Consider the following 20,512-nt stretch of genomic DNA (forward strand, 5'->3'; position numbering starts at 1 on the left):
AAAGGGAGAAAATTTTCAAATGGAAGAGGTTTATGAAAAAATAAAAAGTCTGCGTGTAGAAAACAACTGGACGCTTAAGGAATTAAGCGAAAAAACAGAGCTATCTAGCGGATTTTTATCCATGATTGAGCGAGGATCTTCCTCTTTAACGATCACTTCGCTAAAAAAGATCGCGGATGCATTTGGTGTAGATATCTCCTTCTTTTTTGAGAAGCCTGTTTCCAACAAAAACTTTCATTTATCCATCTCAGACCAGAAGAAGTTTCAAATTGAAGACTCTCAAACTTCGTATATTCGTTTAAATGGAAATTTCCCTAATCGAGCGATTGAGCCATTAGTAGTCATTTTAAAGCCGCACCAGCAAAAGGATGAGGATTTTGTCCACCGTGGTGAAGAATTTTATTACATATTAAAAGGAGCTGTCCGGTTTATTGTAGATCGGGAAGAATACTTTGTATCTGAAAAAGAATCGATACATTTCCCCTCACATATTCCGCATGACTATGAAAATCCTTTATCAGAGGAATCAATCATGCTTTGTGTATTAACACCACCTATTTTTTAGCGAAAGGGAGAAAACGGGATGAGAGTTTCAACGGATGTTGGGGGTACGTTCACGGACCTCGTATACGTAACCGAGACGGGTGAAATTGGCTTTTCAAAAAGCAGTACAACCCCTCCGAATTTTGAAGAGGGCGTACTCAATGTATTAGAGAAGAGCAAGATAGACTTAGGAGAAATCAGCACCTTTATACATGGCACAACTGTGATCATTAATGCATTAACGGAGCGAAAAGGCGTCAAAACTGGATTGATTACCACCAAGGGTTTTCGTGACGTATTGGAAATTGCCCGCGGAAACAGACCTGATTTATTTAATGCCCGCTATCAAAAACCAAAGCCTATCGTCCCACGCCGTCTAAGAAGAGAGGCAGAAGAACGGCTTAATCATAAAGGAGAAATTATTACACCTTTAAATACTGATCTGCTTGCTGAAATTATCGATGACTTTAAAAAAGAGCAGGTGGAAGCGATAGCAATTGTGTTCCTTCACTCTTATAAAAATCCGGTTCATGAGATACAGGCAGCAAACAAAATTAAAGAGCTTTGGCCCGAGGCTGCACTTACCTTATCCCATGAGATGACCAAGGAATGGCGAGAGTACGAGCGTACAAATACTGCTGTCATGAATGCCTATGTTAAACCGATTGCTTCTAATTATATTAATCAATTAGAACAGCAATTAAATGACAAAAAGGTACATTCTCCAAAATACATTATGCAATCGAATGGCGGAACTTCTACATTCAGCATGGCTAAAGAAGGTCCAATACATATGGTTGAATCTGGGCCAGTGGCAGGTGTTTTCGGTTCAGCCATCTTGGGTGAATATATAGGTGAAGACAACCTCATTGCATTTGATGTAGGCGGGACAACAGCCAAATGCTCATTAATCGAAAACGGCCATGTGAAAATAACAACAGACTACCATATCGAAAAAACAGAGAAATGGGCGGGTTATCCATTAAAGGTACCAGTTGTTGATATCGTAGAAATCGGCAATGGCGGCGGTTCAATTGCCTGGATCGATTCTGTTGGCTCTTTAAGGGTTGGCCCTCACTCAGCTGGTGCTTCTCCTGGTCCAGTGGCGTACGGAAAAGGTGGACAAGAACCAACAATCACTGATGCCAATCTGCTGACTGGCCGTCTTAGTGCAGACAATTTCGATTATGAGGTTGATTTAGAAAAAGTAAAAGCAGTCATGAATGAAAAAATTGCTAAACCCTTTAACTTAAAGGTTGAAGATGCAGCCCTTGGCATCATCCGGTTAGCCAATTCTAATATGTTAAACGCTTTAAAGCTTATATCAGTAAGAAAAGGCTATGACCCTCGTGAATTTTCGATGGTCGCATTTGGCGGCGGCGGCCCGCTGCATGCTTCATATCTTGCAGCAGAGTTAGGGATCAAAAAAGTCATTGTCCCTGTAGCGTCTGCGGTATTCTCCGCCTGGGGCATGCTTATGACAGATTTGCGGTCTGACTTTATTCAAACCTATATTAAGAGATTAAAAGACACTGACGCAGCTGATATTAATGAGATGTGGGCAGCGATCGAAAAGCAAAATAGCGAACAGTATCTGAAGGAAGGCATTGAGCAGAAGGATATTCTTTTTACCAGATATGCTGATCTTCGCTATGTGGGGCAAGAGCATACAGTTAAGGTAGCTGTGCCTGGTGGGCATTGGGATGAGTCAGCAATCAATGAAATAATTAAATCCTTTCATGAATATCACGAGAAAGCTTATACGTTTAAACTTGAGGACGCAGAAGTTGAAATCGTCAATCTTCATTTAACAACAATTGGCAGCATTACCCGTCCTGAAATGAAGAAGCTCGATCGGACTGACACGAAACAGGCAGAACCAGTAAATAGCAGAAAGGTCTATTTTGAGAATCAAGGGTGGCTCATGACAGATGTGTACAACCGTGAGCACATGAAGCCAGACTTAAGAATAAAAGGTCCGGCGATTGTTGAGGATCATATGTCATCTATCCTCCTCTATCCTGCACAGGAGCTTGTTGTTGATCCATACGGGAATCTAGTCATTTATACAGGAGGGAAATCAATTGGCGCAGACAACGATTGATCCATTCACTTTAGAGATTATCAAAGATTCCTTGACTTCAATAGGAGAGGAAATGTTCTTTACCTTAGGCCGGACATCGATGAGCCCGATTATCTACGAGGTACTGGATTATGCCACAGGCATAACGGATGCAGAGGGAAATCTGTTAACCCAGGGCAACGGGGTTACCGGTTTTATCGGTATGATCAGCTCAATGGCCAAAGAAACCTTAAAGAAATACAGGGACAACTTAAAACCTGGAGACCTGATCATTATTAATGATTCCTACAAAGGGGGCGGGACTCATCTATCTGATGTTGGGCTAGTGCTGCCAATTTTTTACGAAGGAAAGCTTGTTGCTTTTTCCGGCAATAAAGCGCACTGGACAGAAGTCGGCGGCAAGGATCCTGGTTCCTTCTCAAATGATGCTACCGAGATTTATCAGGAGGGACTGCAATTTCCGTGTGTAAAATTGTTTGATGAAGGAAAATTAAACCAGGCACTTGTGGAGATGATTCAGGCCAATGTCCGTTATCCTGAGTTATCGATGAGCGATATGTGGGCGCAGATTGCCTCCTTAAGAATTGGCGAAAAACGGTATCTTGAATTAATCCAAAAATATGGACTTGATGCTGTTTTACATACTGGCGAATTTTTATTAAATCAAGGCGAAAAAGCTGCGAAAAATTTGATCAGGCAGCTGCCTAATGGCGAATATTTTGCTGAGGATTATATTGATTCGGATGGCCTAGGCAACGGTCCTTTCAAGGTTCAGGTAAAAGTAACCATCGAAGACGAGCGATTCATCTGTGACTTTCGCGGAAGTCATCCACAGGTTCCCGGTCCTGTGAACTGTTCATATACAACCTTGGTTTCCGATGTTCGAACTGTCTTTCTCTCGGTCATTAATGATGATCAGCAAATTAATGATGGTGTTTTCCGCCCATTGGAAGTCATCACAGATCCTGGATCTATCTTTTCCTGTGAACGCCCTGCGCCAATGTCAAGCTATTGGGAAAGCAGTGCGATCGGAGGAGATCTCGTTTGGAAAGCACTTGCTGAAGTTCTTCCAGAAAAATTAGGTGCCGGTCACTTCCTTTCTGTATGTTCAGTTACACTATCAGGTAATCATCCAGATACAAACGATCCATTTTTGATTGTCGAACCTTCTGTTGGAGGATGGGGAGCCAGCAGCAAAGAAGATGGGGCACGAGCTCAATTCTGCATTGGCGATGGGGAAACGTACAATGTGCCAGTGGAAATTGCTGAATCCAGGTACGGAGTGATGGTGGACGAGTATTCACTAAATACAGAAGAAGCAGGGACGGGTGAATACATCGGCGGTTCTGGTGCTATTCGTTCCTATAAAGCTTTGTCGGACGGGCAGTTCGTATCAGTTACCTATGGGAGAAATAAGTTTTCGCCATGGGGATTAAACGGCGGACAAGACGGATCGCCAAACCGGTTTTATGTTGAAAAGGGCGATGGCACCGTCGATGGGCCATTTGGCGTCTATGCCAGATATCCGCTTAATAAGGGGGATGTGGTGAAGCTTGTCACCGGAATCGGCGGAGGGTACGGCAATCCGCTTGACCGAGATATCAGCCAGGTCCTTGAAGATGTAAAAAACCAGTTCTTTACAGTTGAGCAGGCGAAGAATATTTTTGGAGTCATTATTGATGATGCTGCTTATGAGATTAAAGGATTGACGAAGGAACGTCAGGAACGCATGAAATAGGGAGAATGAGGGGAATTACAAGTTTTTGAGAGCTATAAAAGGGGGATTTTACCTGAAAACCTTATCACAGCAGGAAGCAGAGGACATGTTATACGGAGCCTGTATATATGGGACAGGCGGAGGCGGAAATCTTGAAGAGGGACTTCAGATTATAAATAAACTTTATACGAGCGGCAAACGAATACAGCTTGTACCTTTAGATGAAGCACAAGACGAGTGGCTAATTGCTTCTCCATACTATGTAGGTTCTGCTGCCCCGCCAAAGAAGGAATTAATGGATAAACTAAACAAACTGCCAGCAAGCAATGAAAATGTCTCCGTTCTTGCTGCTAGGGCACTTGAGCAATCATTCGGGAGAAAATTAGATGCTGTCATTGCTACAGAGCTCGGAGCAAATATCGCTTGGGCAATGGAAACAGCGGCCGAACTTGGCATCCCGCTTATTGATGCGGATCCTGCCGGCAGAGCAGTTCCCGATATCGCCCATACAACCTTTAATATTTTCGACATCTCGATTGCACCATTTGCTTTAGCCAATAGGTATGGGGATGTCCTCATTGTTCAGTCTGTTGCCAACCATGACAGGGCTGAAGCGATTGCCCGTTCATTTGCTATTTCATCAGGCAATTTGGCTGGAATGTGTGACCATCCCGTCACTGGCCGACAGTTAAAACAATCTGTTGTTCCTCGCACGCTTTCGAAGTCTGAAGCGGCAGGAAAAGCAATGCGGACAGCATATGAAAAAGGGGAATCCCCAGCTGAATTAGTCTGCAAGGCTGGAAATGGAAAACTGATGATCAAAGGAAGAATCACCTCGGCTGAATGGAAAGATGTCATTGGATTTATTGAAGGAGATGTTCATATCGAATCATTTGATGGTGAGGATCGGATCTCCTTATGGTTTAGAAACGAACATATGTCTGTGAAAAGGAATAATGAATTGATCGCGATTATTCCTGAATTAATTTCTGTACTTGATCTAAAAACAGGCAAACCTATCCTTAATCCGGCCTGTGAAGCAGGTATGGAGGTCGCTGTATTAACATTTCCGGCGCCAAAGGTCTGGGAATCGGAAAAAGGCTTGGCTATTTTTGGCCCCGAATATATCGGGCTGAAAACAGACACGTATCAAAATCTTAAAAAGCCAAGGAATTTAATTATATAGATAGCCTGGCGTAAAAAAATAGGGGGTTGGAACAGTGAAAGGGAATAAAAAGATTTGGAGCTTGCTAGTGTCGCTCAGCCTGCTGGTCTTTCTTGCGGCATGCAGCGGAAATAGCAGCAGTTCAACCGAAGGTAACGAAAATTCTAATGGAAAATCAGAAGAAGGGCAGCCAAAAGGCGGTGTAGCTATATATGGCTATCATGATGATATCATGACTTTCTGGGATCCAAGCGACAGTTACTCAAACGAAATTGTTGCGATGAACAATATGTACGAAACATTGCTAAGATATGATTCGAAAACAGAAACATTCAAAAACATTTTAGCAGAAAGCTATGAAGTTTCAGATGATGGCTTAACATGGACTTTTAAACTAAGAGAAGGCGTGAAGTTCCATACTGGTAATGAAATGACTGCCGAAAGCGCGAAGGCTTCTTTTGAACGTACGATTGAAAGAGGAAAAGGGGCTGCGTTTATTTGGGATCCTGTTAAAGAAATTAATGTAAAAGATACGTATACGCTTGAATTTGTTTTATCATACCCGGCTGCCCTTGATACGATTGTGTCCAGCGGATATGCCGCCTTCGTTTTTGATGTAAAAGCTGCAGAAGAAAATGGCGGCGAAGATTGGTTTAATGAAGGAAACTCAGCAGGTACAGGGCCTTATATGCCAGAAAAATGGGAAAGAGGAAGTCAGCTGATTCTTACAGCTTTTAATGAATATTGGGCAGGCTGGAAGGCAGAAAATTATCAAAAGGTTGCCTTTAAGACGATTCCAGAAGCAAATACCCGTCTGCAGATGGCACAGGCTGGAGAGCTGCAGTACATCTCTCAAATGCCTAACGAATTAATCAAATCTTTAAAAGACAGTGAAAATCTTACCATTGCAGAAACAGAAAGCTTCCAGCAATTAGTGATGCAATTTAACACAGAAAAAGAACCGTTAAATAATCCAAAGGTTCGCCAAGCATTAGGATATGCCATTCCATATGAAAGCATCATTAAAGAAATATTAGGAGATTCGGCCACTCAATCGTTTGGAAACATTCCTAAAGGACTTTGGGGTCATAGCGGGGATCTTCCGCAATTCGAATACAATCTTGATAAAGCAAAGGCGCTTTTAAAAGAGGCTGGTGTTGATAGCAAAAAGCTGACACTTACTTATTTATCCGGTGACGAAGATGAACGTCAAATTGCTGAATTGATGAAAATTGAATTAGCGAAAATTGGCTTTGATTTAGAGATAAAAGGAATGCTTTGGGAAGCACAGTGGGATTTGGCTAAATCATCAAACCCAGCAGATCGTCAGGACATTTTATTCATGTACTGGTGGCCTGACTATGCAGATCCATATTCATTCATGAAAAACCTTTATGGATCTGAAGAAGAAGTAGTCTTTAACCTTGCCTACTTTAAGAATGAACAGTATGACAAGCTTGTTGACGAAGCACAGAAAATTGCTGGTGTTGACAGGAACAAGGCTATTGAACTTTATAAACAAGCACAGCAAATTTTATTTGATGAAGCACCAGGAATTTCTTTATATGATAAAAAATATGTTCGTGTTCTTGACAATAGCTTGGGCGGTTATGAGGACAATCCAGCATATCCAAATGTTGTATTTTCTCACGATACATTTAAAAAATAGGTGATAACACATGATCCGTTTTTTTCTTCGCAGACTGTTACTAGGAATATTTGTATTATTCGGTGTATCACTCATTACATTTTTTATCGCCAGAGTTATACCGTCAGAACCTGCGGCCCGCTGGATCGGGCCGCGGGCAACGGCTGAACAGATTGCTGCAGCCAAAATTGAATTAGGATTGGACCAGCCAATATATATTCAGTATCTTTCCTATATAAAAGGACTGTTTACAGGGGATTGGGGAGTATCGATTACTTCCCATCAGCCTGTTTTAAAAGAACTTCTAACCTTTCTGCCATCAAGCCTTGAAATCATTCTCGGCGGCATGCTGATTGCTGTCATCATCGGCATTCCATTGGGAGTGCTAACAGCCATTAAAAAGGAAACATGGGTTGATCATTTGGCAAGAGGAATTAGTATTGGAGGGGTATCCATCCCAACCTTCTGGCTTGCGATGATTCTCCAGTTAATCTTCTTTCAGACTCTTGGCTGGTTCCCATTGGGTGAAAGGGTTTCAACTGATGTTGCATTGCTGTATCCGATTGAAACCATTACCGGCTCCAATTTACTGGATTCACTTTTGCAGGGAAATTGGATGTTTTTTAAAGATGCCTTGATGCATTCTATTCTGCCCATGCTGACAATGGCTGCTTTTCCTTTAGGAGTTGTGACAAGAATGACCCGCTCCTCCATGCTGGAGGTTATCGGGGAAGAATATATGCGTGTAACGAAAGCTTATGGTTTTTCAAATCTTTCAAGAACTTTTAAATATGCGCTGAAAAATGCCATGGGGCCAACTTTGACATCTCTAGGACTGACATTTGCATATGCACTTACAACAACATTTTTAATAGAGTCGGTGTTTACTTGGCCTGGTTTAGGATTATATACCTCTAAAGCCATTCTATCATCTGATTATCCGGTTATTATGGGAATAACTATTTTTGTAACGGCTGCCTATCTCTTGGTCAATTTCCTTGTTGATATGTTTTTAGCTGTCCTGGATCCAAGAATAAAGGTAAATGCGGAATAGGGAGGAGACAAAATCATGAATGCCAATCCAAATGTTACTCCTCCTGCTTCGGAGAAGACATATATAAAAAAAAGGGCAAAAAAGAGTGCAGCCTTCAATGAATGGATGTATTTCTTTAAAACAAATAAACTCGCTTTTTTAGGCTTTGTTATTATTGCTTTTTTACTGATTATCGCTATTTTGGCACCCATCATAGTTCCGTACCCAGGTGATATTGCAACTGAAACGCATTTGGAGAAGAAATTTGTTCCGCCAAGCTCCGAGCATTTCTTTGGCACGGATGAATTAGGCCGGGATTTGTTCAGCAGAGTAATTTACGGGACAAGAATTTCCTTTCAGATTGGTTTAATTGCCATCGGGCTAGCGGTCGCAATCGGGATTCCTTTAGGCCTTATCGCCGGTTATTTTGGCAGATGGCTGGATGAAACAATCATGCGTATTTGTGATATTTTTCTAAGCTTTCCGCCATTATTATTATCCATTGCCATCGCTGCCTTATTAGGGCCCTCCATTACCAATATGATGATTGCTATATCTATTTCCTGGTGGCCCTGGTATACAAGATTAATAAGAGGACAGGTTGTATCCTTGAGGGAACGCGGATTTGTTGAAGCAGCCAAGGGGTTGGGTGTGCCATCATGGAAAATTATCATCCGTCATATTCTCCCAAATAGTTTGGCTCCGGTGATTGTTCAAATTTCTATGGATTTTGGATCGATCATTCTAACAGCGGCATCACTAAGTTTCCTAGGATTGGGTGCCCAGCCGCCATTGCCTGAATGGGGCCTTTTAGTTAATATCGGGAAAAACTTCTTCCTGACCCATTGGTGGTATGTGACCTTCCCTGGTTTATTTATTTTTATTACCGTTATGGCTTTTAACTTATTAGGTGATGGATTAAGAGATTATTTAGATCCAAAAACTCGAGATTGATAGGGGGTAAATCCAGTGGATGTTCTATTAGAAATGAAAGACGTCAAGGTTGAAATTGAAACACGCTCCGGAACATTTACCGCTTTGGATCTAGAGCATCTCGCGATAAATCGTGGTGAAACCATAGCATTGGTCGGGGAAACCGGTTCTGGAAAATCAATGACGGCTTCAGCGATTATGAAGCTTTTCCCAACGAAAAAAGCCAGCTTATCACAAGGATCCATTCTTTTTGATGGGATGGATCTCATCAAAATGTCCGAAAAAAAAATGGAGGAACTTCGCGGCAAATCAATGACAATGATTTTCCAGGATCCAATGACCTCGCTTAATCCGGTATTTGCCATCGGTGAACCAATGATTAAAATGATCCAAAAACATTTAGGGCTTAAGAAGCAAGAGGCGAGAGCAAAAGCTATCGAGGCTTTGTCCTTTGTCGGACTTCCAGATCCTATAGGCCTTTTAAAAAGATATCCTCATGAATTAAGCGGAGGCCAGCGCCAGCGTGTAATGATAGCGATGGCAATGGCTTGTCAGCCGAAATTATTGATTGCTGATGAACCTACAACAGCATTGGATGTAACCATTCAATCGCAAATTCTTTATTTATTAAATAAGATGAAGGAATCAAGCGGCACATCCATTTTATTTATTACCCATAATCTTAGTGTTGTCTCTCATATTGCAGATACCATCGTTATTATGTACGGCGGGCATGTTGTGGAAACAGGACCAACAAAGAAAGTCTTTAAAAACCCAAAACATCCTTATACAAAAATGCTGATGGATGCGATCCCCAGACTTCATGAGACAAGAGAAAAGCTTCCGGTCATCGAGGGGATCATTGATCGTTCACTGACAGGCTGTCCCTTTTTTAATCGCTGCCCAAATGCTCAGTCAGCATGCCATACACAGGGAATGCCGAAGCTGACCACATTTGAGGACCAGCATAAAGCGGCTTGTTATTATCCGATCGGGGAGGTGCCGCAGCATGTCTGAGCTAATTGAAATTTCAGGTCTAAAAAAATATTTTCCTGTCCGTACTGGGCTTTTCGGAAAAAAGCAATTCGTCCACGCGGTTGACGATGTGACACTTTCGATAGAAAAAGGGGAGTGCTTTGGTCTAGTAGGAGAATCTGGATGCGGAAAAAGCACCATTTCCCGTACCATCCTCCGTTCCTATAAACCAACTGACGGCCAGGTACGATTTGAAAATAAAAATCTATTTCAATTGAATAAAGCAGACGAAAAGCAAAGCCGGCGGGACATTCAGATGGTGTTCCAGGATCCATATTGGTCTGTTAATCCAAAGATGACTATTGGCGCGATCATTGAAGAGCCGATGAAGACTCATCTATCCTTAAGCAGAGAAGATAGGGAAGCGGAAGCGAAACGGCTTTTGCATGAAGTTGGTTTATCAGAGGATTTCTATTCCCGGTATCCGCATCAATTAAGCGGAGGGCAGCGTCAGAGGGTAGGAATTGCCAGAGCAATCGCCCTTAATCCAAAATTCATCATTTTGGATGAGCCCACATCTGCTTTGGATATGTCTGTTCAGGCGCAAATTTTAAACCTGTTAAAAGACCTGCAAAAAACAAAGGGATTTACTTATCTTTTTATTTCCCATGATTTAAGTGTCATTAAGCATATGTGTTCAAGAGTTGCGGTTATGTATCTTGGCGAGATTGTTGAAATTGGCGATGTCGAGCAAATATTCAGCCATCCAGCACACCCATATACACAGCTGCTATTTAAATCTATACCGACTATGGATGAGGACAGCCCGTTCAGCCTTTCCATGTTTGAAGGGGAAATGCCAAAAGCCGTTGATCCACCTGCAGGCTGCCGTTTCGCCTCCAGGTGCCCCCATGCAAGAAAAGAATGCCAGCAAAAACAAGAGCTATCGGCAATTCAGAGTGGCCAGTTTGTTCGCTGCCATTTGGCGAATGAACTAATGAAGGAAACAGTGAAATAAGGCAAAAAAAGTGTCTGGTACTAGATGTGCCCAGACACTTTTTATTTCGATTTAATTTTTTAATTGTCTTCCTCACTGATTTTATCCAGCATATTAATGGCATCCACAAGGTGGTTGTTAAAGATTTGCTTGGTAACGTTTAGAAGTTCCACAATCATCGGGTCTCTTAAGGAATAAATGACACGATTTCCGTCTTTTGTCCCAGTAACAATGTTTTTTGACCGTAAGACAGTCAGCTGCTGGGATACTGCTGAACCTTCGCTCCCGACGAGTGTTTGTATTTCATTGACACTTTTTTCTCCCTCCGCCAGAAGTTCTAATATCCGAATGCGAAGCGGATGGGCTAAAGCCTTAAAAAAGTCGGCTTTAAATTTTTGCATTTCAAGGTTCATTTTTTTAACCTCTCTTTGTATACTAAAGCTTTTATGAAGTAAGGGCCTTTTCGCCTGAAGCTCGGACTTTGCCTTGTTCAGATAGGGCGGCACATTCTCTGAAAGCGAAATGCTTGCAGCCTAGGCACTTATCTTTATTTAAATAGTTTAGAGCTAAACCGAGGGCCTCCCCAGTATGTTCGAAGAAATGTTCTTTCCCAATGACATCGTATAATCCTGTCTTTTGCAGAACCTTCATTGGCTGAGGCTTAATCCCTGAGATAATCACGGTTCCATGTTTGGAAAAATCTTTCACAATGCTCGCCAAGGAAGCTTCACCCGTTGTATCCATAAAAGGGACTTTGCTCATCCTTAGAAGCAGCACTCTTGGTTTATAATTAATCGTATTTAATATGGTTTGTGAAAACGTCTGGGCCGCACCAAAGAATAAGGGGCCCTCCACATTAAAAATACTAATTTGCGGGCAATCACGTGATTCTGATACCACATGGGTCTTCATTTTTTCATTTTTAGTATTTGGGTCAGGCAGTGCCTTAGCTGTAACAATCATTTCGCTCATATGTTTGGTAAAGAGCACAACCGCTAATAAAAGACCGACCTCAACAGCCACGGTTAAATTGATAAAAACCGTTAATAAAAAGGTAACAACAAGTACAAAGGAATCGGCTGTTTTAGTTTTCAGCACGTGAAGGAACACATGTCTTTCACTCATATTCCAGGCTACCACCATTAGAATAGGTGCCATGCTTGCCAATGGAATGCTTGATGCATATGGAGCAAATAAGACAAGGATAACCAATACCATCATACCATGAATAACCCCAGAAATCGGCGAAACTGCTCCGTTTTTTATATTCGTTGCGGTCCTAGCAATTGCACCAGTTGCAGGGATTCCGCCAAAGAGCGGGGCAGCCATGTTTGCCACCCCCTGGCCGATAAGCTCACGGTTGCTATGGTGTTTGCTTCCAGTCATCCCATCTGCGACAACGGCAGATAACAAAGATTCAATGGCACCAAGGATGGCTATAACAAAAGCAGGGCGGATCAGCTGTACCACTTTTTCAAAAGAAACCTCTGGAATAGCGAAGCTTGGCAATGTATTTGGAATTTCTCCATATGTAGAACCAATCGTCGCAACCTGAGAAGGATAGAAAATGGCCGCAATAATCGTTGATAATAACAAGCCAATTAGCGGTCCAGGAATTTTCGGGAAAAACTTTGGTGTTAAAATTATGGTAAACAAACAAATGGCTGCTGTTAAGACACTGTAAAAATTAATTGTGTAAAAATGACTGACAAGCTCCATTACATTTTTGTGAAATTCTTCATGGCTCTCAACATTTTTTAACCCAAGAAAATTGGCCACCTGACCTGTAAAAATAATAACGGCAATCCCAGTTGTAAAGCCGATTGTCACAGGTCTTGGGATAAATTTAATTAAAATTCCCAGCTTAAAGATCCCCATAAGGACAAGAATTATACCTGCCATAAAACCTGCTATTAGCAGATTTTCATAGCCATAGGTGATCACAACGCCAAATAGAATGGGAATAAAAGCCCCGGTCGGTCCGCCAATTTGGAATTTGGAACCGCCCAAAAGCGAAATAAGAATTCCAGCAATGATTGTCGTATAGATCCCATACTCCGGCTTCACTCCAGAAGCAATAGCAAAAGCCATTCCTAAAGGAATCGCAATGACTCCGACAACAAGGCCTGATAAAAGATCCTTTTGGAAGCTCTGCAGCGAATAATTCTTATAACGCCCAGTAAAGAACCACTTGTTTTGCACAAATACCCCTTCTTTTCATATAATCATATTTTAGTATATCTGATTATTTGAATATACTATGAAATGAATTTACACCCTTTTTCCCTTGATGTCAAAGGGGGTTTGTGATATAAATCATAAAATTTTAAAAGAATAGTTGTGGTATATAAAAATATTTAACAACCTAATTGATTAGAGCTGAAGAAACGGACAAGCAAGTAAAATTAGGGGTGGCAGCCTAAAAGTGGCTGCACACCCCATTAAAGGAAAATTCTCCTAAAGATGTTGCTCATTTGAGGACACCAAAAAATGCACTAATGACAGTGGCTGCTGCAAGTGCTATGAGGGCAATAGAGCCTGCTCTGCTCTTTTCCCTCCAAAGTGAAAGGGAGAAGCCGATGGTATAGATAAGAAGAATGATTAGGCAAATCCAGATGATCACTGTCATTTTTAATCTCTCACATCCTGATATTTTGGCAGTCTGCTTTGTCTGCCGAATTCGCCGAATTGAATCTTTACATTAATATTTACATCCATGTCTGGATAGGATTTCATCCAGTCAAAGTTTTCATATTCAGGAATAGTAGCGAATTTTTTCCTTGCGGCGAGTGACCAGCCGAACGGTTCCCCTTTATATTCATCCTGTGTTTTTTTTACCAGTTCCATCATTTTTCCTGTAAATCTTACCTTGATCTGCTGTTTTAATAAATTTCTTTTCTCTTTATCATTGGCATAGTTAACCATATTATGATCAGATAACACATCAACGATCATTGGCACTGTGACATCTATTTTTGCAGGGCGAGTGTTTGTATCAATTTTTATAACATTCTTTTTTAATTTTATTATCCTAAGTGCTATTTGATATTTCTCATTAATGGGATCTGGTATACTCAACACCATATCCTGAGCATTTTCTGTATTATTTAATAAATAGGTGAACCTTGTTTCTTCTCCAGTTAACTTTCCAATCATCTTTCCTTCTTTAAATAGCGCAGACCCTATGAACTGGGTTGTATTTGTCAGGCCAGTTGTTTCCATTTGTCCTGCAATGATATCATCACTTTTTTCTGCATCGTTATTCTTTTCCTCATGTACGGTTGTAGCATAAATCCCTAAATAAAGGTCAGCATCCGCCTCTGTAATCCGATAATATCTATGAAGATCCGAATATGGAATGATGCCAATTTCGATATTCCGTCTAATAATGATGTCATAATATTTATGGGCCCTTGTTTCCAGTTTCGGCTTATTATTCAAAATAAACTCACTGGCTGCTTCTTTTGTAACAATAAAAAATGAATCCCTGCGAATATCCTTTTCCTTTGTCAAATCATACATCCACCGAAGAAAATCTTTTGTCTTTGCCAACTCTTCAGAAACAATAATATTTCTTAACAGGTCATAGGAAACTTCTTTTGCAATAACGATGTTTGCTTTACTTTCTGCCGTAATGATACTGCCTGTTTCAAAGGTGATAATTTCGTTAGCGGGCTCGTTTGTACTGCTGCCTCCTTGTTGGCTGCCATACTCCGGGTTTATAATCAAATAGGACACCTTTAAATTGCCATCCTTCCCTTTATCTAAACCCATCGCAATGACATAAGCCCTTTTTTCAATTTCTCTTTTATCCCAGCAGCCGCTTAAAGGAAGGGTGAGAAGAAGTAAGCAAACTATTTTAATTAGAAGTATCTGTTTTTTCATTTCTAAATACTCCTTTAGCTTTAGCTATTACCCAAAGTAAAATGGGGAAAGAGATAAAAACAGGGGTAAGCAGATGTAATAGATTTTCTCTTAATTGGAAAATGGTGAAAGTTGGATTTTCCGGAATCATGCCAACGAATAAAACAAATGCGGCAAGAATCGGAATGGTATATTCAAATTCTTTGATTCGAAATATTGCTCCAAAAAGTATGGCTAACAAATAAAGATAAACAGAAAATCTAATAAAAGAGCTGATCACCCATAATGGAAAGAAAAACGTTTCCACATTGACCATAAACCCTAGCTCAATATAGCGGATTGCTTCGTGGAATGGAAAGTTTATTTCCTTCACACCCATGTAATCAAATAGCATGACATAGCCAATGAGGGCAAAGACATGCTCTGCAATAATGATGGTCATTGCAATAGCTGTTCCTTTTTTATAATCCCTTTTATTGCGAATATAGGAAAAGATAAGAGTTATGAACATAAGATCGCTATATAAAGAAGTTAAATAAGCACTTTCTTTTATTACCTTCCATTCTCCGGGTCCAAATATCGGGAAAATAAAAGATGGAATACCCTGAGCAAAAATAATAATTAAGACACCAACAAGAGATGCTTTGATCCAATAGAGAGTTGCCCAGGCAACCGATCCAATCTGTTCAAGACCTTTTTTTGCCCCGTAGGCACATACAACCATCATGGCCGCGTATATCACAATGGTTGGTGTTTTTTTAAAGTACATGGTTGAGATAATGTTCGTATAGATAGCCGTGTCAAACAAGATGGCACCTAACCCAAATAACCATAAAATGAAAAGAATGATGCAGCCGAACACTTTTCCAAATAAAAGATTAATGACATCAGATAAGTTTTTATTTTCGTAAGCGGATAATACTTTATATAGGAAGAAGAGCGGAATAACTGCAATCACACCTATAATTATGGGTGACATCCAAGCAGTATGGCCCATTAAATTAAAAACAATCGCCGGAGTATCATCGCCATATTTAGGACCGATGGTCAGCAATAATATGGCGATGAATTCCCTTATTCCAATCTTTCCTTTTGACTCTTCCATTTGCATTCTCCTAATACAAAGGTGTTAGGTGCTTAACTTTTTTTCATATCTTTAGGCTTTAAATAACCTGGACGGAAAATTTCATTCTTAAGAAATCTCCTAAAAACAGTATCTTTCGAAGAAACATATTTTGGTGTCATTGGTGAAAGATATGAGATACCAAACGATTTGATCGATACCAAATAAAACATTCCAGCTGTAAATAATGCGGCCATTCCCAAAAATCCAAAAAGTCCTGCTGAAATAATAAATAAAAATCTGCTTAAACGTATCGTATAGTTCAAGCTAATGTCTCCAACGGTAAAGGAGCATAACCCGCTTAACGCCACGGCAATGACAACTATCGGACTTACAATATTGGCCTGTACAGCAGCCTGACCTAATATCAAAGCTCCTACAATTCCAATCGTCGGCCCAATTGGCGAAGGTACTCTAAGGCCGCCCTCTCTTATTAATTCGAATGCTATCTCCATTAAAAACACCTCAATAAAAGCAGGAAAAGGGACCTTTTCCCTTGTGGAGGCGATGGCAAGCAGCAAATCAGGCGGAATCATTTCCGTATGATAATTGGTCAATCCAACATAAATGGCTGACGTAAATAAAGTGATAAACATGGCCACCAGTCTTAAAGCTCTTGTAAAATTTCCATATATATATCTCATATAATGATCTTCTGGTGTGTGGAAAAAAGACCAAAAGGTTGCAGGCAGAATTAGGGAGGCCGGTGAATTATTCATTAGGAGAACAATATACCCATCCTCGAGAAAGGTTGCTGCCCGGTCAGGCCTTTCTGTGTACAAAACAGTAGGAAAAAGCGAAAGTTCTCTTTCCTCAATATGCTGCTCTAAAAGGGCAAGATTTTGAACCGTGTCTACATTAAGATTATTAATTCTTTCCTTAATATTATTAAGAAGTTTTTCATTGGCCAGGTCCTTGATATACACCAGGTTTACTTCATTCCTTGATCTTTTAGCAACAACGAAAGATTCAACGACCAACCCTTCATTTTTTATCCTTTTCCTTATGAGGGAAATATTCGTCGATACCTTTTCAGTAAATGCTTCCTTAGGACCTTTTAGCACAACCTCATTATCAGGTTTGGTAATATCTTTGCTTTGAAAATTTTCGATATTGATACAGTAAGCAAATTGCTCTTCATCAACAAAAAGAATGGCATTCCCATCATTGATTTTTTCAATAGCTTCTTTATTCGTATTAGCAGTGGAAAGACCGCGGACTCCTAGGATTTCATCTATTTTTCTTCGGTTATCTGTATTTGTAAGCAATGGCTTCAATACATGTTCATCTAGCAAATTGGGGTCTGTAATGGTCCCGATGGAAAGTACAGCTGCCTTTTTTTCCAGGCCTGAAATTTTAAAAGTTCGAACGATAACATCTTTATTAACTGGAATAGAGTAAATCTTTGAAAAAATTTGGATTGTCCGTTCCAGGTCTGGGTTAATAGGCTGTTCTTTTATTTTTATTTCCTCTGTATTTGATTTTTCAGTGAAACGATAATCCTTATTTTTAAATAATATTTTTTTAAGCAGCGGTCCGATCAATAGTCAATCCCCTCCTTTTTACAGTTTTCCTAATTAAGGGGAAGTTATGTAAAGATAACTAAATTCAAGAAGATACAGTAAACATTGTCATAATTCGGTTAAAATTGTATAGGATGAAATGTGCACTTTTTCCAACAAATGAGAAAAGAGGCGATATTGTGGAATATTTTTTGGGGCTGGCAATCAGTATTGCTATCACCGTTTATATGGTCATTGACGCACCAAAGCATGGAAAAAGCCCTGTCCTTTGGGGAATTCTCGGGTTCGTTCTGGGACTTCTTGGATTGGGAATTTACTTAATAGTTACGGATAGAAAAGTACTGGGCTGGATTATCATTGGCTTATTTATATTGTTAGTGGTTGTCGTTATTTTGTTATTTGCCCTTATTTTTTCCGTATTTTTAAATTCAGGATTTTAATTAAACAAAAAATCCCGCTCGTGTGAGCGGGATTTCCTATATTAAAGAATATAAAGATATACGCATAGAAAATGGGCTGTACTGCCAAGCATGATAAAAATGTGAAAAATTTCATGAAACCCAAAATGCTTAAATTCTAAGAATTTTGGTTTAACTGCATAAATCACTCCGCCAATTGTATAGAAAATTCCCCCAAGCAGCAATAAAAGGATGCCTGGTGTGCTTAATGTCTCTGATAGCGGTGAAAAAGCGAAGACTATGACCCAGCCTAATGCCAAATAAAGTGCGGTAGAAAGCCATCTTGGACAAGAAAACCAGATCATTTTAAATAAAACCCCTAAGACTGCGACCGTTGCTACAATGGAAAAAATCACCCAGCCTGTGACCCCGTTTAAGCTGATCAAGCAGAAAGGAGCATACGAGCCGGCAATAAGGACAAAAATCATCGAATGGTCAATGCGTCTGAGAAAAGCAATGACTTTATCGCGGGCAATCACCATGTGATAAGTAGCTGAAGCGGAATAAAGCAAAATCATGCTGATGCCAAAAACAATCACTGATGCAATCACTAATCCTGAAGATGTGCTTGCAGAAGCTTTAATAACCATGGCGAGAAGCCCTGCAAAGGAAAGGATAGCACCGGCTAAATGGGTAAGCCCATTAATGGGTTCACGGATATAAGTTGTCACAGAAATCCCCCTAAACTTTATGTAGTTTTGATAACTACTTATAATAATATTACCATTACAACATCTAGTCAATATTTACATGCAAGAATTTTTTGAGTAAAATGAAATAAGCGAAGAAAATAGATGAGGTTAATAGAATGAAAAATATGATAGATTTGATTAATTCATTTGACTTGGACAGTCAAATAACATTAGAAGACATTCCGCAGATTGACCTGTACATGGACCAGGTCATCCAGCTTTTTGAAAATTCCTTCAATAGCTCTAAAAGAAACGAAGATGAAAAAGTTCTTACGAAAACGATGATTAATAATTATGCGAAGGGGAAATTGTTTTTTCCTGTCAAAAATAAAAAGTATTCAAAGGAACATCTCATACTTATCAGTTTGATTTATCAGCTAAAAGGCGGACTTTCAATCAGCGATATAAAGGAAACATTAGCAGGAGTTAATGAAAAGATTGTATCTGGAAGCATTCATTTGGATCAATTCTATGAAAGCTACTTGCATCTTGCAGAAAAAAACACTGCTTCATTTAAAAAAGATGTGATAGCGAAAGCCGAGGATACAGAAAAGGAAATCAAGAGTTTAGAAGTAAGTAAAAAAGACGAGCTGGAAAAAGTCCTCATGATCGCCTCTTTTATACACATGAGCAATTTATACAGACGGGCAGCAGAAAGGCTTGTTGATGAGATAGGGGAGAAGGGAGAAAAATAGAGAAAGGGCATAGCACCGAATGTGGTGCATGCCCTCTTGTCTATTTACCGCTCATGATATCAGCCACGATTTCAAATGAACGCAGCCGGTCATGGTGATCGAAAATTTGTCCGTTCAACATGATCTCATCGGCATTGGTTTCATGAATAAAAGTTTCAAGCTGTATTTTTACATTCTCCGCGCTGCCTATAATGGAACCGCCAAGCTGCTTTTGCAAAATTGACATTTCATACTCGCTCATGAGATTGTCAATATTATCAACAGGAGGCTGAAGCTTGCCGCGATTATTGCGAATCATTGCCAAGAACTGCTGTTTAATAGATGTGGCAAGATGCTGAGCTTTTTCTTCATCATCTGCAGCAATGACATTTATACCAACCATGGCATAGGGTTCATCTAGCACTTCTGATGGGCGAAAACTGCGGCGGTACAATTCAAGAGCAGGGAGTGTATTCTCCGGTGAAAAATGGCCAGCAAAGGAAAATGGCAGACCAAGGCTGCCTGCAAGCTGAGCACTGAATCCGCTGGAACCAAGCAGCCATATCGGAATATTTAAGCCTTCGCCAGGAACAGCACGGACGTGAACAGGACCACTGGCTCTAGACGGATCAAAATAGGTCCGCAATTCCTCTACCTGCTCTGGAAAGTCTGATCCGTCCAATCGGCTGCTCCTTCTTAAAGCCATTGCCGTAAATTGGTCAGTTCCTGGTGCCCTCCCTAAGCCGAGATCAATCCGGCCTGGGAAAAGGGATTCAAGTGTGCCAAACTGTTCCGCAATGACAAGGGGTGAATGGTTTGGCAGCATAACTCCGCCAGATCCGACGCGAATCTTGGAAGTGCCGGCAGCGACATGGCCAATGACAACAGCTGTTGCGGAACTGGCAATCCCTTGCATATTATGATGTTCTGCCAGCCAATATCGGGTGTAACCCCATTTATCCGCATGCTGAGCAAGATCCAATGTATTCTTTAGTGAATCAGCAGCGGTTCCTCCAACAATAATCGGCGAGAGATCAAGAATAGAATAGCGTACATTATGTAACGAATTTTCTGCGGACATAAC

At 40.5% G+C, this 20,512-nt stretch carries 19 protein-coding genes; 11 read left to right on the top strand and 8 right to left on the bottom strand.

All coding sequences use genetic code 11. The features are described from left to right. The first annotated feature begins 19 nt into the window (after positions 1–19). Genes AC1Q59_RS00350 through AC1Q59_RS00390 form a run of 9 tightly spaced genes read left to right on the top strand, consistent with a single transcriptional unit; the run spans position 20 to position 11,115 of the window. Positions 20–565, top strand: a complete 546-nt coding sequence (locus tag AC1Q59_RS00350) for a helix-turn-helix domain-containing protein (protein ID WP_492363775.1) — start codon at positions 20–22, stop codon at positions 563–565. An 18-nt stretch (positions 566–583) separates the two neighbouring features. After that, positions 584–2,647 (top strand): hydantoinase/oxoprolinase family protein, encoded by a 2,064-nt coding sequence (locus AC1Q59_RS00355; RefSeq protein ID WP_492363776.1) that lies wholly within the window; start codon positions 584–586, stop codon positions 2,645–2,647. Continuing rightward, entirely contained in the window at positions 2,628–4,364 is a 1,737-nt protein-coding gene (locus AC1Q59_RS00360) for a hydantoinase B/oxoprolinase family protein (RefSeq protein ID WP_492363777.1), read from the top strand. The genes AC1Q59_RS00355 and AC1Q59_RS00360 overlap by 20 nt, the downstream gene beginning before the upstream one ends. Before the next feature lie 25 nt (positions 4,365–4,389). Continuing rightward, positions 4,390–5,529, top strand: a complete 1,140-nt coding sequence (locus AC1Q59_RS00365) for an S-methyl thiohydantoin desulfurase family protein (RefSeq protein WP_492363778.1) — start codon at positions 4,390–4,392, stop codon at positions 5,527–5,529. A gap of 34 nt (positions 5,530–5,563) precedes the next feature. Continuing rightward, entirely contained in the window at positions 5,564–7,177 is a 1,614-nt protein-coding gene (locus tag AC1Q59_RS00370; protein WP_492363779.1) for an ABC transporter substrate-binding protein, read from the top strand. Between the two features lie 10 nt (positions 7,178–7,187). Then, on the top strand, positions 7,188–8,210 hold the full coding sequence (locus AC1Q59_RS00375) for an ABC transporter permease (RefSeq protein ID WP_492363780.1): 1,023 nt from the start codon (positions 7,188–7,190) through the stop codon (positions 8,208–8,210). Positions 8,211–8,225: 15 nt separating this feature from the next. Beyond that, complete coding sequence (gene nikC, locus AC1Q59_RS00380; RefSeq protein ID WP_492363781.1) at positions 8,226–9,143, top strand: nickel transporter permease; 918 nt, start codon at positions 8,226–8,228, stop codon at positions 9,141–9,143. 15 nt (positions 9,144–9,158) lie between these two features. Then, entirely contained in the window at positions 9,159–10,139 is a 981-nt protein-coding gene (locus tag AC1Q59_RS00385; RefSeq protein WP_492363782.1) for an ABC transporter ATP-binding protein, read from the top strand. Next, complete coding sequence (locus tag AC1Q59_RS00390) at positions 10,132–11,115, top strand: ABC transporter ATP-binding protein (RefSeq protein ID WP_492363783.1); 984 nt, start codon at positions 10,132–10,134, stop codon at positions 11,113–11,115. Before AC1Q59_RS00385 ends, AC1Q59_RS00390 begins: the two co-directional genes overlap by 8 nt. A gap of 59 nt (positions 11,116–11,174) precedes the next feature. Here AC1Q59_RS00390 and AC1Q59_RS00395 read toward each other — a convergent pair whose 3' ends face one another. The 6 genes from AC1Q59_RS00395 to AC1Q59_RS00420 all read right to left on the bottom strand — a co-directional run bounded on the left by AC1Q59_RS00395 (position 11,175) and on the right by AC1Q59_RS00420 (position 17,625). Next, complete coding sequence (locus AC1Q59_RS00395) at positions 11,175–11,507, bottom strand: ArsR/SmtB family transcription factor (RefSeq protein ID WP_492363784.1); 333 nt, start codon at positions 11,505–11,507, stop codon at positions 11,175–11,177. A 31-nt stretch (positions 11,508–11,538) separates the two neighbouring features. Continuing rightward, complete coding sequence (locus AC1Q59_RS00400) at positions 11,539–13,296, bottom strand: SulP family inorganic anion transporter (protein ID WP_492363785.1); 1,758 nt, start codon at positions 13,294–13,296, stop codon at positions 11,539–11,541. 268 nt (positions 13,297–13,564) lie between these two features. Continuing rightward, positions 13,565–13,723 (bottom strand): hypothetical protein, encoded by a 159-nt coding sequence (locus AC1Q59_RS00405; protein ID WP_492363786.1) that lies wholly within the window; start codon positions 13,721–13,723, stop codon positions 13,565–13,567. Positions 13,724–13,725: 2 nt separating this feature from the next. Beyond that, complete coding sequence (locus AC1Q59_RS00410) at positions 13,726–14,979, bottom strand: Ger(x)C family spore germination protein (RefSeq protein WP_492363787.1); 1,254 nt, start codon at positions 14,977–14,979, stop codon at positions 13,726–13,728. Next, on the bottom strand, positions 14,954–16,063 hold the full coding sequence (locus AC1Q59_RS00415; protein ID WP_492363788.1) for a GerAB/ArcD/ProY family transporter: 1,110 nt from the start codon (positions 16,061–16,063) through the stop codon (positions 14,954–14,956). Before AC1Q59_RS00415 ends, AC1Q59_RS00410 begins: the two co-directional genes overlap by 26 nt. A gap of 32 nt (positions 16,064–16,095) precedes the next feature. Further along, positions 16,096–17,625, bottom strand: coding sequence for a spore germination protein (locus AC1Q59_RS00420; RefSeq protein ID WP_492363789.1), 1,530 nt, complete (start codon positions 17,623–17,625; stop codon positions 16,096–16,098). A gap of 158 nt (positions 17,626–17,783) precedes the next feature. Between AC1Q59_RS00420 and AC1Q59_RS00425 the strand changes: the two genes are divergently transcribed. Continuing rightward, on the top strand, positions 17,784–18,044 hold the full coding sequence (locus tag AC1Q59_RS00425) for a hypothetical protein (protein ID WP_492363790.1): 261 nt from the start codon (positions 17,784–17,786) through the stop codon (positions 18,042–18,044). Between the two features lie 41 nt (positions 18,045–18,085). Here AC1Q59_RS00425 and trhA read toward each other — a convergent pair whose 3' ends face one another. Beyond that, on the bottom strand, positions 18,086–18,733 hold the full coding sequence (trhA, locus tag AC1Q59_RS00430) for a PAQR family membrane homeostasis protein TrhA (protein ID WP_492363791.1): 648 nt from the start codon (positions 18,731–18,733) through the stop codon (positions 18,086–18,088). Positions 18,734–18,870: 137 nt separating this feature from the next. Between trhA and AC1Q59_RS00435 the strand changes: the two genes are divergently transcribed. After that, on the top strand, positions 18,871–19,449 hold the full coding sequence (locus AC1Q59_RS00435) for a DUF1836 domain-containing protein (RefSeq protein WP_492363792.1): 579 nt from the start codon (positions 18,871–18,873) through the stop codon (positions 19,447–19,449). 40 nt (positions 19,450–19,489) lie between these two features. Here AC1Q59_RS00435 and AC1Q59_RS00440 read toward each other — a convergent pair whose 3' ends face one another. Then, complete coding sequence (locus AC1Q59_RS00440; protein ID WP_492363793.1) at positions 19,490–20,509, bottom strand: LLM class flavin-dependent oxidoreductase; 1,020 nt, start codon at positions 20,507–20,509, stop codon at positions 19,490–19,492. Between the last annotated feature and the right edge of the window lie 3 nt (positions 20,510–20,512).

This window comes from Cytobacillus sp. MT66 (assembly GCF_058792595.1).

Coding starts and splice junctions, on each gene's coding strand:
- AC1Q59_RS00350 (WP_492363775.1), top strand. CDS start 20: ATGGAAGAGGTTTATGAAAAAATAAAAAGTCTGCGTGTAGAAAACAAC.
- AC1Q59_RS00355 (WP_492363776.1), top strand. CDS start 584: ATGAGAGTTTCAACGGATGTTGGGGGTACGTTCACGGACCTCGTATAC.
- AC1Q59_RS00415 (WP_492363788.1), bottom strand. CDS start 16,063: ATGGAAGAGTCAAAAGGAAAGATTGGAATAAGGGAATTCATCGCCATA.
- nikC (WP_492363781.1), top strand. CDS start 8,226: ATGAATGCCAATCCAAATGTTACTCCTCCTGCTTCGGAGAAGACATAT.
- AC1Q59_RS00440 (WP_492363793.1), bottom strand. CDS start 20,509: ATGTCCGCAGAAAATTCGTTACATAATGTACGCTATTCTATTCTTGAT.
- AC1Q59_RS00410 (WP_492363787.1), bottom strand. CDS start 14,979: ATGAAAAAACAGATACTTCTAATTAAAATAGTTTGCTTACTTCTTCTC.
- AC1Q59_RS00395 (WP_492363784.1), bottom strand. CDS start 11,507: ATGAACCTTGAAATGCAAAAATTTAAAGCCGACTTTTTTAAGGCTTTA.
- AC1Q59_RS00390 (WP_492363783.1), top strand. CDS start 10,132: ATGTCTGAGCTAATTGAAATTTCAGGTCTAAAAAAATATTTTCCTGTC.
- AC1Q59_RS00405 (WP_492363786.1), bottom strand. CDS start 13,723: ATGACAGTGATCATCTGGATTTGCCTAATCATTCTTCTTATCTATACC.
- AC1Q59_RS00375 (WP_492363780.1), top strand. CDS start 7,188: ATGATCCGTTTTTTTCTTCGCAGACTGTTACTAGGAATATTTGTATTA.
- AC1Q59_RS00435 (WP_492363792.1), top strand. CDS start 18,871: ATGAAAAATATGATAGATTTGATTAATTCATTTGACTTGGACAGTCAA.